Annotated in this window: 15 protein-coding genes; 8 read left to right on the top strand and 7 right to left on the bottom strand. The window is 55.0% G+C overall.

Annotation, left to right across the window (positions count from 1 at the left end):
- The first annotated feature begins 59 nt into the window (after positions 1-59).
- Entirely contained in the window at positions 60-1,277 is a 1,218-nt protein-coding gene (gene sbmA / locus ACR6JA_RS18320; protein WP_213713131.1) for a peptide antibiotic transporter SbmA, read from the top strand.
- Positions 1,278-1,320: 43 nt separating this feature from the next.
- Here sbmA and ACR6JA_RS18315 read toward each other — a convergent pair whose 3' ends face one another.
- The 3 genes from ACR6JA_RS18315 to ACR6JA_RS18305 are packed head-to-tail and all read right to left on the bottom strand — an operon-like array spanning position 1,321 to position 4,526.
- Entirely contained in the window at positions 1,321-2,856 is a 1,536-nt protein-coding gene (locus ACR6JA_RS18315) for a DHA2 family efflux MFS transporter permease subunit (RefSeq protein ID WP_494494021.1), read from the bottom strand.
- A gap of 10 nt (positions 2,857-2,866) precedes the next feature.
- Positions 2,867-4,045: an HlyD family secretion protein gene (locus ACR6JA_RS18310; protein WP_166876198.1), complete on the bottom strand. Its 1,179-nt coding sequence runs from the start codon at positions 4,043-4,045 to the stop codon at positions 2,867-2,869.
- A 25-nt stretch (positions 4,046-4,070) separates the two neighbouring features.
- Positions 4,071-4,526 (bottom strand): transcriptional regulator, SarA/Rot family, encoded by a 456-nt coding sequence (locus tag ACR6JA_RS18305; protein WP_008454465.1) that lies wholly within the window; start codon positions 4,524-4,526, stop codon positions 4,071-4,073.
- A gap of 136 nt (positions 4,527-4,662) precedes the next feature.
- Between ACR6JA_RS18305 and ACR6JA_RS18300 the strand changes: the two genes are divergently transcribed.
- Positions 4,663-5,775 (top strand): DUF1615 domain-containing protein, encoded by a 1,113-nt coding sequence (locus tag ACR6JA_RS18300; RefSeq protein WP_213713137.1) that lies wholly within the window; start codon positions 4,663-4,665, stop codon positions 5,773-5,775.
- Between the two features lie 39 nt (positions 5,776-5,814).
- On the opposite strand, the gene ACR6JA_RS18295 is transcribed toward ACR6JA_RS18300, so the two are convergent.
- Positions 5,815-6,153, bottom strand: a complete 339-nt coding sequence (locus tag ACR6JA_RS18295; protein WP_039296508.1) for a DUF2755 family protein — start codon at positions 6,151-6,153, stop codon at positions 5,815-5,817.
- A gap of 272 nt (positions 6,154-6,425) precedes the next feature.
- On the opposite strand from ACR6JA_RS18295, the gene ACR6JA_RS18290 reads away from it, so the two are divergent.
- Positions 6,426-6,638, top strand: a complete 213-nt coding sequence (locus ACR6JA_RS18290) for a DUF2754 family protein (protein WP_213713139.1) — start codon at positions 6,426-6,428, stop codon at positions 6,636-6,638.
- A gap of 3 nt (positions 6,639-6,641) precedes the next feature.
- Here the strand turns inward: ACR6JA_RS18290 and ddlA are convergent, their stop codons facing one another.
- Complete coding sequence (gene ddlA / locus ACR6JA_RS18285) at positions 6,642-7,742, bottom strand: D-alanine--D-alanine ligase (RefSeq protein ID WP_166866425.1); 1,101 nt, start codon at positions 7,740-7,742, stop codon at positions 6,642-6,644.
- 232 nt (positions 7,743-7,974) lie between these two features.
- On the opposite strand from ddlA, the gene ACR6JA_RS18280 reads away from it, so the two are divergent.
- The 4 genes from ACR6JA_RS18280 (at position 7,975) to ACR6JA_RS18265 (ending at position 11,652) form a co-directional block, all read left to right on the top strand.
- Positions 7,975-9,192 (top strand): multidrug efflux MFS transporter, encoded by a 1,218-nt coding sequence (locus ACR6JA_RS18280; RefSeq protein WP_494494100.1) that lies wholly within the window; start codon positions 7,975-7,977, stop codon positions 9,190-9,192.
- 273 nt (positions 9,193-9,465) lie between these two features.
- Positions 9,466-9,726: an anti-adapter protein IraP gene (gene iraP / locus ACR6JA_RS18275; protein WP_038475168.1), complete on the top strand. Its 261-nt coding sequence runs from the start codon at positions 9,466-9,468 to the stop codon at positions 9,724-9,726.
- A gap of 93 nt (positions 9,727-9,819) precedes the next feature.
- Positions 9,820-11,238 carry an alkaline phosphatase gene (gene phoA / locus ACR6JA_RS18270; protein ID WP_494494022.1) on the top strand — a complete coding sequence of 473 codons (1,419 nt, stop codon included), beginning with the start codon at positions 9,820-9,822 and terminating at the stop codon, positions 11,236-11,238.
- Positions 11,239-11,340: 102 nt separating this feature from the next.
- Positions 11,341-11,652 (top strand): PsiF family protein, encoded by a 312-nt coding sequence (locus ACR6JA_RS18265; RefSeq protein WP_008454479.1) that lies wholly within the window; start codon positions 11,341-11,343, stop codon positions 11,650-11,652.
- A 138-nt stretch (positions 11,653-11,790) separates the two neighbouring features.
- On the opposite strand, the gene proC is transcribed toward ACR6JA_RS18265, so the two are convergent.
- Positions 11,791-12,600 carry a pyrroline-5-carboxylate reductase gene (gene proC, locus ACR6JA_RS18260; RefSeq protein WP_008454480.1) on the bottom strand — a complete coding sequence of 270 codons (810 nt, stop codon included), beginning with the start codon at positions 12,598-12,600 and terminating at the stop codon, positions 11,791-11,793.
- Between the two features lie 324 nt (positions 12,601-12,924).
- On the opposite strand from proC, the gene ACR6JA_RS18255 reads away from it, so the two are divergent.
- Positions 12,925-13,386 carry a YaiI/YqxD family protein gene (locus ACR6JA_RS18255; protein WP_008454481.1) on the top strand — a complete coding sequence of 154 codons (462 nt, stop codon included), beginning with the start codon at positions 12,925-12,927 and terminating at the stop codon, positions 13,384-13,386.
- Here the strand turns inward: ACR6JA_RS18255 and ACR6JA_RS18250 are convergent.
- Positions 13,383-14,144, bottom strand: a complete 762-nt coding sequence (locus tag ACR6JA_RS18250; protein ID WP_166876178.1) for a DUF2076 domain-containing protein — start codon at positions 14,142-14,144, stop codon at positions 13,383-13,385. The genes ACR6JA_RS18255 and ACR6JA_RS18250 overlap by 4 nt on opposite strands.
- Positions 14,145-14,253: the final 109 nt, after the last annotated feature.

The raw sequence follows: 14,253 nt of genomic DNA, 5'->3' as shown, positions 1-14,253 counted from the left end.
TAGAACGTTCGCTATAACCAGCAGATATAACAACAAAAAGTCGTACCAGGAGTGCTGTAATGTTTAAATCTTTCTTCCCGTCACCGAAGCTGTTTTTTATTTCGGCGGCAATATGGGGACTGCTCGCAGTGATATTCTGGCAGGCCGGCGGCGGCCTGTGGTTAGAGAATCTTGTGGGCGCGAGCCAGCAAATACCGATCAGTGCGGCACGTTTCTGGACGTTAAAAGCATTTGTTTTTTATGCTTTTTATGCTGTCTGTGTGGGCCTTTTTGCCGGTGTATGGGCGCTGGTGAGTCCGCATCCGTGGCAGCGCTGGTCGATTCTCGGCTCTTCGCTTATCGTCTTTGTGACCTGGTTTATGGTCGAGCTGGGCGTAGCGATCAACGCCTGGTATGCGCCGTTCTTTGACCTTATCCAAACCGCGTTAGCGTCCCCGAATAAAGTCCCGCTGCAGCGATTCTATAGCGAAACCGGCGTGTTTCTTGGTATCGCGCTGATTTATGTCACCGTCGGCGTGCTGAACAGCTTCTTTATCAGCCATTATGTGTTTCGCTGGCGCACGGCGATGAACGACTACTATATGGAGCACTGGCAGAAACTGCGCCACATCGAAGGGGCTGCCCAGCGTGTTCAGGAAGACACCATGCGCTTTGCCTCTACGCTTGAGGATATGGGCGTGAGCCTGCTGCAGTCGGTGATGACGCTGATTGCTTTCCTGCCGATTCTTGTCGCGCTGTCTCCGCACGTGAAAGAACTGCCGATTGTCGGGGCGGTGCCTTATGGCCTGGTGATTGCGGCGATTATCTGGTCGCTGATGGGAACCGGCCTGCTGGCCGCGGTCGGGATAAAGCTGCCGGGGCTGCAGTTTAATAACCAAAAAGTTGAGGCCGCCTACCGTAAAGAGCTGGTTTACGGGGAAGACGACGGCAGCCGTGCTACGCCTCCAACGGTTAAAGCGCTGTTTGGCGACGTGCGGCATAACTATTTCCGTCTCTACTTCCACTACACCTATTTTAATATTGTGCGGATTCTTTATCTGCAGATAGACAACGTGTTTGGTCTTTTCCTGCTGTTCCCTTCTATTGCCGCAGGCGCGATTACCCTGGGGCTGATGCAGCAGATCACCAACGCCTTTGGCCAGGTTCGCGGCTCGTTCCAGTACTTGATCAGCTCCTGGACCACGCTGGTTGAGCTGATGTCTATCTACAAGCGTCTGCGCAGCTTTGAGAGAACGCTGCAGGATGTGCCGGTGCCGGGCACCGAAGAAGCCGTCTGAGGCTAAAAGAAAAGGGATGACAAGATGTCATCCCTTTTTTTGATCAGTGCCCTGCGGAAGGAGCACCCGGCGCTCCAGCCCGTATAAACGGCGGACGGGCAAACCAAATCACCAAAATCAGCGCCATAAAGCCCCAGCCCAGCAGCCAGAAGTAGTCGATGGTCGACATCATATAGGCCTGCTGCTCAATGGTTTTATCCACCACGGCCAGGTGCTGCTGCGTGGCGCCGCCCATCTTGTGCAGGTAATCCACCGCCGACGGATTGTAGGCTGAGACGCTCTCCGTCAGGTTGGCATGGTGATAAACCTCGCGGCGCGACCAAATCCAGGTGGTCAGGGACGAAGCAAACGACCCGCCAAGCACGCGGAAAAAGGTTGCCAGTCCGGAGCCTTCCGCGACCTCAACGCCGTGCAGATTCGACAGCACAATGGTGGTGATCGGCATGAAGAAGAATGCCACGCCAATCCCCATAAACAGCTGCACTTCGGCGATGGTGCGGAAATCCACGTTGGTATTAAACTGTGCGCGCAGCAGGCACGAAGCGCCCATGGTCAGGAACGACAGCGTGGCCAGCAGGCGCATATCCACTTTGTTGGCGTAGCGCCCGACAATCGGCGTAAGTAAGAGCGGCAGCACGCCCATCGGGGCAGCGGCCAGCCCGGCCCAAATTGCGGTGTAACCCATCTGGGTTTGCAGCCACTGCGGCAGAATAATGTTAATGGCGAAGAACGCCGCATAGCCCAGCGTCAACGACAGTGTCCCGATGGCGAAGTTGCGGTCGGCGAACAGCCGCAGGTTGACTATCGGGTGGCGCTCGCCCAGTTCCCAGATGACAAACGACACCAGTGAAACCGCGGAGATAACCGACATGGTGATGATCTCCGGCGAGGCGAACCAGTCGAGATCGTTCCCCTTATCCAGCACCACCTGCAGCAGCCCCACGCCCAGCACCAGCAGGGCAATTCCGATGTAGTCGATAGGGGCGATGGTGGTTGTCTCTTCACGCTCGCGCAGCTGCGTCCAGACCACGATGGCGGCAAAGATCCCGATTGGCACGTTGATGTAGAAGATCCACGGCCAGGAATAGTTATCGGTGATCCAGCCGCCGGTGATCGGCCCCACAATCGGCGCGACAACCGTCACCATCGACAGCAGCGCCAGCGCCATACTTCGCTTGCTGGACGGGAAGATAATCAGCAACAGCGTCTGGCACATCGGGAACATTGGCCCGGCGAAAAAGCCCTGCAGCGCGCGGAAGATAATCAGCTCGGTCATGCTGTGGGCAAAGCCGCACAGGAACGAGGTGAGGGTGAACAGCGCCACGGATCCGACGAACAGTTTGAGCTGCCCGAACCGGCGGGTAAACCAGCCGGTCAGCGGCAGGGCAATGGCGTTACACACCGCGAACGAGGTGATAACCCAGGTGCCCTGGTCGGCGCTGACGCCGAGGTTACCGGCGATCGTCGGCAGCGCCACGTTAGCGATGGTGGAGTCCAGCACCTGCATAAACGTCGCCAGCGACAGCGCGATCGTCGCCAGCAGCAGGCTGGGAGGCGTAAACGCCGCCTTATCTTGCATAACGTCTCTCTTAGCGGTTGGCTGATGCTACCGGCTGGCTGTTGTCATGAAGGATTTTGGTGACCAGTTGGTCAGCTTCGTCCAGCGCGTTCTGGTAAACGTCGGTGGTGAAGCGCGGCGCGGCGACGGTTTTTTGCGGCAGCAGGTGGCCGTCTGCATTACGAATATCAACGCGAGCAAACATCGACAGGCCTACCCGCAGCGGGTGTTTCTGCATGTCGTGCGGATCAAGCGTAATGCGGACCGGCAGGCGCTGAACGATTTTGATCCAGTTCCCGCTGGCGTTCTGGGCCGGTAGCAGCGAGAAGGCGCTGCCGGTGCCGATGCCGAGGCTTTCAATGGTGCCGTGATACTCCACGTCGTCCCCATAGAGATCGGCAGTGAGCGTTACTTTCTGCCCCAGGCGCATGTCCTGCATCTGGCTCTCTTTGAAGTTGGCGTCAACCCAGACCTGGTCCAGCGGCACAATCGCCAGCAGGGTGGTGCCGGAATCAACGCGCATTCCCAGCTGAACGGCGCGTTTAGCGACAAAGCCGCTCACCGGCGCAACGATGGTGCTGCGGGCGTTATCGAGGAAACGCTGGCGCAGCGTGGCTACGGCGCTTTTAATTTCCGGATGGCTGTCGATAACCGTGTCATCCACCATCGCTAAATTAGTGCGTAATGCCTGCTGGGCGGCGGTGAGATCGCTTTGTGCGCTGGTGACGGCATCGCGATAGTGGGCCAAATCTTCAGCGGCGATAGCGCCGGTGGCAAAAATCTTCTGGCGGCGAGCGTAGTCGCTCTGTGCCGTTTGCAGCGCCACCTGCTTCGCGGCGACCTGGGCCCGGTAGTTATCTGCGGTGCTGTAAAGCCCACGCACCTGACGCACGGTATTTGCCAGGTTAGCTTCTGCCTGCTGGAGCGCGATTTCGGTGTCGCTCGGGTCGAGCTGCACCAGCGGCTGCCCTTTTTCGACGTAGTCACCTTCATCGACACTGACCTGGGTTACCGTGCCGCCGATTTGCGGCGTCAGCGTCACCTGGTTGCCGTTAACGTAGGCGTCGTCGGTGGTTTCGTAGTAGCGCGCGTAAAGCATGTACCACGCCACGCAACCAGCGCCGATCAGCAGCAGGATAATGAGAAAAATGGCGAAGTTACGCTTGCGCTTGCTCGGCGCGCGTTCAACCTGCTCGGTAGAGGTTTGCATTTTTATGTGGCCTTAATCAGAAAGCTTAGAGGTGGCGCTCGGTGATCTCATCCGGCAGCATTTTGATCAGCAGTTCATTGAGCTGCTTTGCTTCTTCAGGCGTCAGGCGCTCGGTAAGGGTGCCGATGATCGACGCCAGCGCATCGTTCTGGAAAGCTTCGCACAGCTCTTGCCCTTTCTCGGTCAGCGCCAGAATGACCTGGCGTTTATCTTCGGGGTTCACGTTTCGCACGATCAGATCTCGCTTCACCATTCGTTCAAGCATGCGGCTCATGGCGCCGGTATCCATCACCAGGTTTTTGCTGACTTCTACCGGGCTGTTAAAGCCCTTAAAGATGCTTATCAAGACTTTAAATTGCGCACCGGTGATGCCCATCGGCGAAAAGTACTGGGTGATGAGCTGGTCTTTGAACTGGTTCGACAGGTGAATCAGCAGGCCAAGGTGCAGTTTGGAATAGGGATTACCCGTAGTATTACTCATGGTATTTGCCTGGTCAGTAGTTGCAAATGAAATTACTGACCAGGCATATAGTTGTCAATCGGTGATTTCCAGTAGCGCACAAACTGAAAAACAGGCAGGGTGGTGCGGTTGATGATGAAAGGGAAAGGAAATTAACATGGTGGGTTCTCTCTCTCCGGCCCGGCGGCTTGCCGTACCGGGGCTGCTGGCGCTGCTTGTGCTAGCTGGCTGTACAACTAAAACCACAACCCCGGGTACCACGACAACGGCGGCAAAACCGATAGATATCGAAACCCTGGCCCAGCGTAAAATCCCTGACGGGGTGAAGGACCGCGCGGGGCTGGCAAAAGATCTGCTGACGACCCTGAAAAGCCAGAACCTCGAGCAGAGCGAAGAGAATATCTGTTCGGTGCTGGCGGTGGCGCTGCAGGAGTCTAATTTGCAGGCCGATCCCGCGGTGCCGGGGTTGAATAAAATTGCCTGGAAAGAGATCGATCGCCGCGCGGAAAAAATGCACATCCCGCCGCTGCTGGTGCACACCGCGCTGCGCATTAACTCCCCTAACGGCAAAAGCTATAGCGAGAGGCTGGATAACGTCAAAACTGAAGGGCAGCTCAGCGCAATTTTCGATGATTTCCTGACGATGGTGCCGATGGGGCAAAAGCTGTTCGGCAGCTTTAACCCGGTACGCACCGGTGGCACGATGCAGGTCAGCGTGGCCTTTGCCGAGAAACATACCGATGGCTACCCGTGGAAAATAGAGGGGACGGTGCGACAGGAAGTTTTCACCCGCCGCGGTGGGCTTTGGTTCGGGACTTACCATTTGCTGAATTACCCGGCTAACTATACGAAATCGCTTTATCGCTTCGCCGACTACAACGCGGGCTGGTACGCCAGCCGAAATGCGGCTTTCCAGAGCGCAGTGAGTAAGGCGACGGGCGTGAAGCTGGCGCTGGACGGCGACCTGATTCTGTACACCAGCGATAAACCGAGCAGCACCGAAATGGCGGTGCGTAAGCTATCGAAACAGCTGGATATGAGCGACAGTGAAATCCGTAGGGCGCTACAAAAAGGTGACAGCATTGGGTTTGAAAAAACCAGTCTTTACAAGCAGGTCTTCGCGATAGCGGAGAAAAAAGCGGGGCAGCCGCTGGCCAGAGAAGTGCTGCCGGGGATCGTGCTTGAAAGCCCTAAAATCACCCGTAATTTGACCACGGCCTGGTTTGCAAAACGCGTGGACGACAGGCGGGCAAGCTGTATGCAGAGGTGATGATGACAGGCGGAAGCGGCAAAGCTTCCGCCTTTTTGATCAGTAATACCAGGCGGAGTGGCGGCGGTTTCTCAGGCGTATCGTCAGGGCGACAATGCCGATAGCGACAGCGCCAAGCAGGAAGGGAATCAACCCGAACACGGTGCTGACCGCCAGGCCCATCTCAATGCGCGGGCGGCTGGCATCGTTGCCTTGCGCCAGGTATTCCAGCAGGCCGGGCGCCTGCACAATAAGATTCAGCATTTGGGTGGCCACCCAGAAGCAAAAGAGAACGAACAGCGCATAGGCAATATTGCCCGGCACCGATCTTTCTGATTTTGCTGTCATTATGACCCGAGTAGCCGGAATAACGGCTTTCGACAATGAAATATCAGGCATCACGACCTCCCGTAAAAACGCAATCTGAACCAAATGTGTGGCATCTCATCGCGTGAATTTTGGCAGGAGAGAAGCGTTGTCAATATCAGATTGCTGGTAATTTGAAGGCCAGAATCCTCCTGGATTTGCATTTTTTGCTCAAGTTCACATTTTCTTAACTTAAGATAAATCTCGTTAACATTATGCTAGCAGAGTGCGTGGCAACCGCGCGTTTCTCTGCCGCCGATGTGCGACAATGCCTGCAGGCTTATTTTTGAATGCGTGAGGCGGCTATGTTAACCCTGAAAATGCGTCGGGACTGGCACTACTATGCGGTGGCGATTGGGCTGATTTTTATTCTGAATGGAGTGGTCGGCCTGCTGGGCCTGGAAACGAAGGGCTGGCAGAGCTATGCGGTGGGGCTGGTGACCTGGGCGATCGGTTTTTGGCTTGCGGGCTTTATTATCCGCCGCCCCCGGGAAGAGTCGGACACGGCGGAGCCTTAAGGATTACGAAGTGATCGAGCTTTTCAGCGCGCAATCCTGCTGGTGGCGCTCAAGGGCAAGCTCAATCAGGCGGGTAATCAACTCCTGGTAGCTGATACCGCTGGCCTGCCACAGCTTGGGATACATGCTGATGTTGGTAAAGCCCGGCAGCGTGTTGATCTCATTGATGATCACGTCGTTATTTTCCGTCAGGAACACGTCGACGCGGGCCATGCCGCTACATTCCAGCGCCTGATAGGCGCGAACCGCAATTTTACGGATTTTGTCGTTAACGTCGGCGTCAAGCGCCGCCGGAACGACAACCTGTGCCGCCTGCTCATCAATGTACTTGGTGTCGTAAGAATAGAACTCGCTGTTCACCACGATCTCCCCGCAGGTGCTGGCCTGTGGGTAATCATTCCCCAGCACGGCGCACTCGATTTCACGGCCTTTAATGCCGGTTTCAACCACCACTTTATGGTCAAACTCAAAGGCTAACGCCACCGCCGCGTGATATTGCTCTTCGGTGCTGGCTTTGCTGACGCCGACGGAGGAACCCTGGTTGGCTGGCTTCACAAACAGCGGCAGACCCAGCTGTTTTTCAACCTCGGCGAAGCTGATTTTGGCGCGGTTAGCGCGGGTTAGCGTGATGAACGGAGCAACGTTCAGGCCCGCATCGCGCAGCAGGCGTTTGGCGACGTCTTTATCCATGCTGACAGCTGAGCCCAGCACGCCGGAGCCAACGAACGGCAGATTGGCGACGCGGAGCATGCCCTGCAGGGATCCGTCTTCGCCCAGCGTGCCGTGCACAATCGGGAAAATCACGTCAATTTGGGAAAGCTGTTCTGCGGTGCTGGTTTCAATCAACTGGTGTTCGGTCTGGCCGGGGACCAGCGCCACGTTTTTCTCTGACCGGTTCAGGGCGATAAGCGCCGGATTGTTGGCGTTCAGCAGGTAGCTGGACGCATCGTTGATATGCCACTGGCCCTGTTTATCAATCCCCAGCAGCACAACATCAAACTTCGACTTATCAATGGCGTCGACGATATTTTTTGCCGACTGCAGCGACACCTCGTGTTCTGCCGATTTTCCACCAAACACGATACCAACCCGCAGTTTTGCCATGCCTTTAATCCACCCATAAACTTTACGAAAGGGGACAACATAGCACGCTCATTCCGGGGATTCATGTGGTTCCTGCAACAACCTGTCCGGTCGGGCAGGATATGTGCTTTAGTAAGCAATCATGTCTGGATCGTAATGACAGCGGCGTGGCGCTGACGGCAATATTCATTAGTGTGATAAGCTTTCCAGAAATCGTTCTATTCTGGTTGCATCCCCTTTGAAAAAGCGCGCTATGGAGTCCTGGAAGGTCAATCTCATTTCGGTCTGGTTCGGCTGTTTTTTTACCGGCCTTGCGATCAGCCAAATTTTGCCTTTTCTTCCGCTCTACGTTGAGCAGCTTGGCGTCACTTCCCACGAAGCCCTTTCCCTTTGGTCCGGCCTGACGTTCAGCGTCACGTTTTTGGTTTCGGCTATCGTTTCGCCGATGTGGGGCAGCCTGGCCGATCGCAAAGGGCGTAAGCTAATGTTGCTTCGCGCCTCGTTTGGTATGGCGGTGGCGATTCTTCTCCAGGCCTTTGCCACCAACGTCTGGCAGCTGTTCCTGTTGCGCGCGGTAATGGGGTTAACGTCAGGTTATATTCCTAATGCAATGGCGCTGATTGCCTCTCAGGTGCCACGCGAGCGCAGCGGCTGGGCTATCAGTACGCTCTCAACCGGGCAAATCAGCGGCGTGATTGTGGGCCCGCTGCTCGGCGGTTTTATGGCGGATCATCTTGGGCTAAGGCCGGTATTCTTTGCCACTGCGGGGCTGCTGATGGTCAGTTTCCTGGTGACGCTGCTGCTGATTAAAGAGGGCGCTCGCCCGAAAATCAGTAAAGATGAGCGCCTGAGCGGGAAAGAAGTTTTCGCCACGCTGCCTTATCCCTGGCTGATCCTCAGTCTGTTTATCACCACGCTGGTGATCCAGCTCTGTAACGGCTCAATTGGCCCGATTCTGGCGCTGTTTATCAAACAGCTGGCGCCGGACAGCAACAATATTGCGTTTATGAGCGGATTTATCGCCGCCTTGCCGGGCATATCCGCGCTCTTTGCCGCACCTAAATTGGGCAAACTGGGCGACCGGATTGGCACTGAACGTATTTTGATGGCGACGCTGTGCTGCGCCGTGGTGTTATTCCTTGCCATGTCCTTTGTCACCTCGCCGATGCAGCTTGGCATCTTGCGCTTTTTGCTGGGCTTTGCCGACGGGGCAATGTTACCGGCGGTGCAAACGCTGTTGCTCAAATACTGCAGCGACCAGGTCACCGGGCGTATCTTCGGTTATAACCAGTCGTTTATGTATTTGGGGAATGTCGCCGGGCCTTTAATGGGGGCGGGGGTTTCTGCAATGGCCGGTTTTCGTTACGTTTTTGCGGCAACCGCCGTGGTTGTGCTGCTCAATGTCTGGCAGCTGGCGGTGGCTTTTAAGCGCAAGAATGCCCGTCAGGCGCTGGCCAGTAAAAGCGCTTAGCCGCCAGTCAGTTTCTCTGTGGGGGATATTATTGAGCAAAATATGAAGATTGATTTCGACTTATTATTCATTTAGTCGCCGCCACAGATTTAGAGGATAATATTCCATTATTCTTTTTTTGTGGTGCAAAAAATTCGTTGTCGGGATTATTATCAGACGGAATCATTTTAATATTGCTGCTATTTGCTGTGACGCACATATTTAACCTGAGATATTGCTCTCAGGTGGATCTGAGTGTTAACGTCATGCCTTAAACCCGCAGGGACTGAAAAAATGAAAAATCTTATTGCTGAGTTATTGGTTAAGCTCGCCGAAAAGGAAGAAGAATCGAAAGAGCTGGTTGCTCAGGTTGAAGCGCTGGAAATAGTTGTCACAGCCTTATTGAGACGCCTTGAACAGGGAGAACGTTCGGCACTGGTTGCCAGCATTGAAGGGGCGTTAGATGATGCCTCCCCAAAGACGGCAGTGCCGGTCCAGGATACCGAATTACTCCGACAATATTTAAAAAAGCTCCTTATCCATCCCCGTAGTTGAATCAAATTTCACTGTCATATTAGTGTCATAAGTCATTTTTATACTCGCTCTGTTTTTATTTATATTCAGTAGTTACTACATGGAGAAAATAAAGTGAAACAGAGCGTAATTATCGCCAGCCTGCTGCCTTTGCTGCTTGTCAGCGCCCCATCAAAATCACAAGAAACATCCTCTTCCCCTCTGGAAAATCGCGCCGCTCAGGGAGATTTAACTCAACCGGGTGGTGCTCGCCGTATTACAGGCGATCAAACTGAAGCGATTCGTGCCTCGCTCAACAATAAAACAGCGAAGAACATTATTCTGCTGATTGGCGACGGTATGGGCGATTCGGAAATTACCGCTGCCAGAAACTATGCCGAAGGGGCTGGTGGTTTCTTTAAAGGAATTGATGCCTTACCGCTGACCGGGCAATACACCCATTATTCTTTAGACAAGAAAACGAAAAAGCCGGATTACGTCACCGATTCTGCTGCTTCCGCCACGGCGTGGAGTACCGGCGTGAAAACCTATAACGGTGCGCTGGGCGTGGACGTTGACGGGAAAGATCATGTCACCATCCTTGAACTGGCGAAGGCGGCCGGTAAGGCGACGGGCAACGTATCCACGGCGGAAATTCAGGATGCCACGCCAGCGGCGCTGGTTTCCCACGTGACGGGGCGTAAATGCTATGGCCCAAGCGCGACCAGCGAAAAATGTGCCACTAACGCGCTGGAAAACGGGGGCAAAGGCTCCATTACCGAGCAACTGCTGAATACCCGCGCCGACGTGACGCTTGGTGGAGGGGCAAAAACCTTTAGTGAAACGGCAAAAGCCGGTGAATGGAACGGGAAAACGCTGCGCGAGCAGGCCGATGCCCGTGGCTATCAGTGGGTAGATAACGCTGCCGGCCTTGCGGCGGTAACTGAAGCTAACCAGCAAAAACCGCTGATCGGTATGTTCGCCGACGGCAATATGCCTGTGCGTTGGGAAGGGCCGAAGGCCACTTACCACGGGAATATCGATCAACCAGCCGTGACCTGTACGCCTAATCCGAAGCGCGACAGCAGCGTGCCGACCCTGGCGCAGATGACCGAAAAAGCTATCGACCTGCTGAAAGGAAACGAGAAAGGCTTCTTCCTTCAGGTCGAAGGCGCTTCTATTGATAAACAGGATCACGCCGCTAACCCATGCGGGCAGATTGGCGAGACGGTCGATCTCGATGAAGCCGTGCAAAAAGCGCTGGAGTTTGCCCGTAAAGACGGCAATACACTGGTTGTCGTCACCGCAGACCACGCCCATTCCAGCCAGATTGTGGCGCCGGACACCAAAGCGCCTGGCCTGACTCAAGCGCTGAACACCAAAGATGGCGCGGTGATGGTCATCAGCTACGGCAACTCCGAGGGTGAATCTCAGGAGCACACCGGCACCCAGCTACGCGTGGCGGCCTATGGCCCACATGCAGCCAATGTGGTGGGGCTGACCGATCAGACCGATCTGTTCTACACCATGAAATCAGCGATGGCGCTGGAGTAAAGGTGAGCTTGCGTAACAGGTAAGAAAAAAATGCGGCGGAAACGTCGCATTTTTTTTGCCTTAGGCCAGACTTTAAACGTCACAATAAAAAAGGAATAAGGTATGAAATTTTCATTATTAGCGGTGTTACTGGTAGGGCTGGTTGGGTCAGCAACGGCGGCGGATAAAACGATGACGCCGCAGCAGCAGCGTATGACGACCTGTAATCAGCAGGCTGCTTCTCAGTCTCTGAAAGGGGACCAGCGTAAGAGCTACATGAGCAGCTGTCTCAAAGGGGAAGCGCCTGCCGCGGCGGGGAAAACCCTGACGCCTCAGCAACAAAAAATGAAGGACTGTAATGCGGACGCGGCGAAGCAATCGCTGAAGGGCGATGCCAGAAAAACCTTTATGAGTAATTGCCTGAAGAAAAAGTAAGTTGTTTTGAATGATCCTCACCCCGGCCCTCTCCCTTCGGCAGAGGGCTTTTATTTTGGGTTTTAATGAGGGGATTTGTGCTCGATCTAATCCCCTCTCCCCGTGGGGAGAGGGTTAGGGTGAGGGGCTAGATCAAAATCAGGACTTCCCGAGCAGCTCTGACTTCGCCATACACTTCACCATCGCTTCCATCACGGCGGCGCGGAAACCTTTCTCTTCCAGCACTTTGACCGCTTCAATGGTGGTGCCGCCAGGGGAACAAACCATGTCTTTCAGCTCACCCGGATGGGTACCGGTTTCCAGCACCATCTTCGCCGAGCCCATCACCGCCTGAGCGGCAAACTGATAGGCCTGTTTGCGCGGCATACCGCCCAGCACGGCGGCATCAGCCATGGCTTCGATAAACATAAATACGTAAGCCGGGGCAGAGCCGCTGACGCCCACGACCGGGTGGATCATCGCTTCGCTTACTACTTCGGCCTGGCCAAAACTGCGGAAAATGCTCACCGCATCGGCAATGTCTTCCGGCGTGACTAGCGCGTTTGGCGTGACCGACGTCATGCCCGCGTTCACCAGCGCAGGGGTATTCGGCATTGCCCGGATAATTTTCCGGTCATGGCCCAGCACTTTGGCCAGGGTTTCCAGAGTGATACCCGCGGCAATGGAGATAATCACGGTGTCTTTGTTCAGGTCGGAGTTAACTTCGCTCAGCACCTTAAGCATGATGTTTGGCTTCACGGCACCAAAGACGATGTCGGCTATCTGCGCAACTTCCTGCGCGCTCTGCGCCGGGTTAATGCCGTATTCTTCGCACAGGGCCTGAACTTTGTCCGGCGACGGGGTATAGATCCAGATATTGCCGGCGGGCACAAGGCCGCTGGAAATCAGGCCGCCGAGGATGGCTTTGCCCATGTTACCGCAGCCAATAAACCCTATTTTCTTGTCCATAGCATGACTCCATGGTGATGTGTTTTGTTATTTGATGGTAATAGCTTAACCAGACTTCTGACAAATCTAATGGGGATAAAATTCTGCAATGTGTCGCCATAAAAATAAACTGGAAAATCAATTCATTGATTTTCGGCTGATAACCACAAAGAGGGAAAAACCACGCTTTTTCCCTCTTTGTCAGCAATCTCTTAACGCGCTTTTTACCGCTTAGGCTATGTTTGCACTCAACCGCGAGCGGGTGGGGGTGGAAACAGATAAATTTTGTCATTCGGCAAAAGCACGGCAAAATCGCCCCATTCCCACCGAAAGTCAGGAGCCATAATGCAAATTTGGGTGGATGCCGATGCGTGTCCAAAAGTCATCAAAGAGGTGCTGTTTCGCGCGGCAGATCGCGCTCAGGTTATGGTCACGCTGGTGGCTAATCAGGGGATGAAAACGCCGCCGTCGCGGTTTATTCGCAGCCTGCAGGTTGCCTCTGGATTTGACGTGGCGGATAACGAAATAGTGCGTCGCTGCGAGAAAGACGATTTGGTTATCACCGCCGATATTCCGCTGGCGGCAGATGTGCTGGAGAAAGGGGCGGTGGCGCTGAATCCCCGGGGCGAGCTTTATACCCCTGCAACCATTCGTGAACGCCTGACGATGCGTGACTTTATGGATACTCTGCGCGCCAGCGGCGTGCAAACCGGCGGGCCGGACAGCCTGAGCCAGCGCGACCGCCAGCAGTTTGCCAATGAGCTGGAAAAGTGGCTGCTGAAGGTCGCGCGGGCGCAAAAGTCTTAGATAAAGCTGTCGTCGTCGTCGCCGTAATCGTCGCCGCCAAAATCATCGTTACCGTAATCGGTATTGTCCTGCGACTGCCAGCCGCCCTGGTTCAGGAACTGACGGTCGTCGACCTGGCTGTAGTCGTTGACCGAGTCGAATGAGCTGTTGTCGAAGGTCGGCGCCGGTTCATTGATAATATTGACGATCTCTTCCGGCTGGCTGCGGTGGAACATGCTGGTCAGCATTTCTGCCACCACGACACCACCGGCTACGCCCGCTGCGGTTTGCAGCGCGCCAGATAAGAACCCGCCTCCGGCACGTGGGGCGCTGGCTGGGGCAGCCTGTTGCTGTGGTGCACCATACCCGGCAGGGGCACCGTACCCGCCCTGTTGTGGCGCGCCGTAGCCTGGTGCAGAAGAGGTGCCATAGTTCTGGCTACCCGGAATCGGATCGGAGCCACGAGCAGTATTATTACTGTTGCTGCTGCCGCCACCGAACAACCCGGCAAGGAAACCACCGCTGCTTTGCTGCTGGCGAGATTTCTGCTCCAGCTCGCTCACCTGCGCTTCCAGGGCCTGAATTTTGCCATTCAGCTGCTTCATGGCCGCTTCCTGGATAAGGATCGTCTGCGTCATGTAGTAAGCGGCACCCGGCTGCTGGCTGAGGTGTTGCGCAATCCGCTGTTCGGCGGCCGCATCGCGGGTGGCACTTTGGCTTTCGGCCTGTTTCAGACGGTCAAAAAGCCCGTCAATAAGACGCTGCTCTTCAGCTTGCATGGTTCATACCTCTGTCATGATGAAATCTTAAAACGAGTCTGGATCACATTCAGCGTAGGTGAAACGCCTTAATCGTAAAGCTAACCATAAATGTGTTACCGAATCTCAG

The sequence above is a fragment of the Cedecea sp. B1(4) genome, from assembly GCF_059414925.1.
The sequence above is the reverse complement of the archived record's forward strand: the minus strand, read 5'-3'. Positions and strand labels throughout refer to the sequence as shown.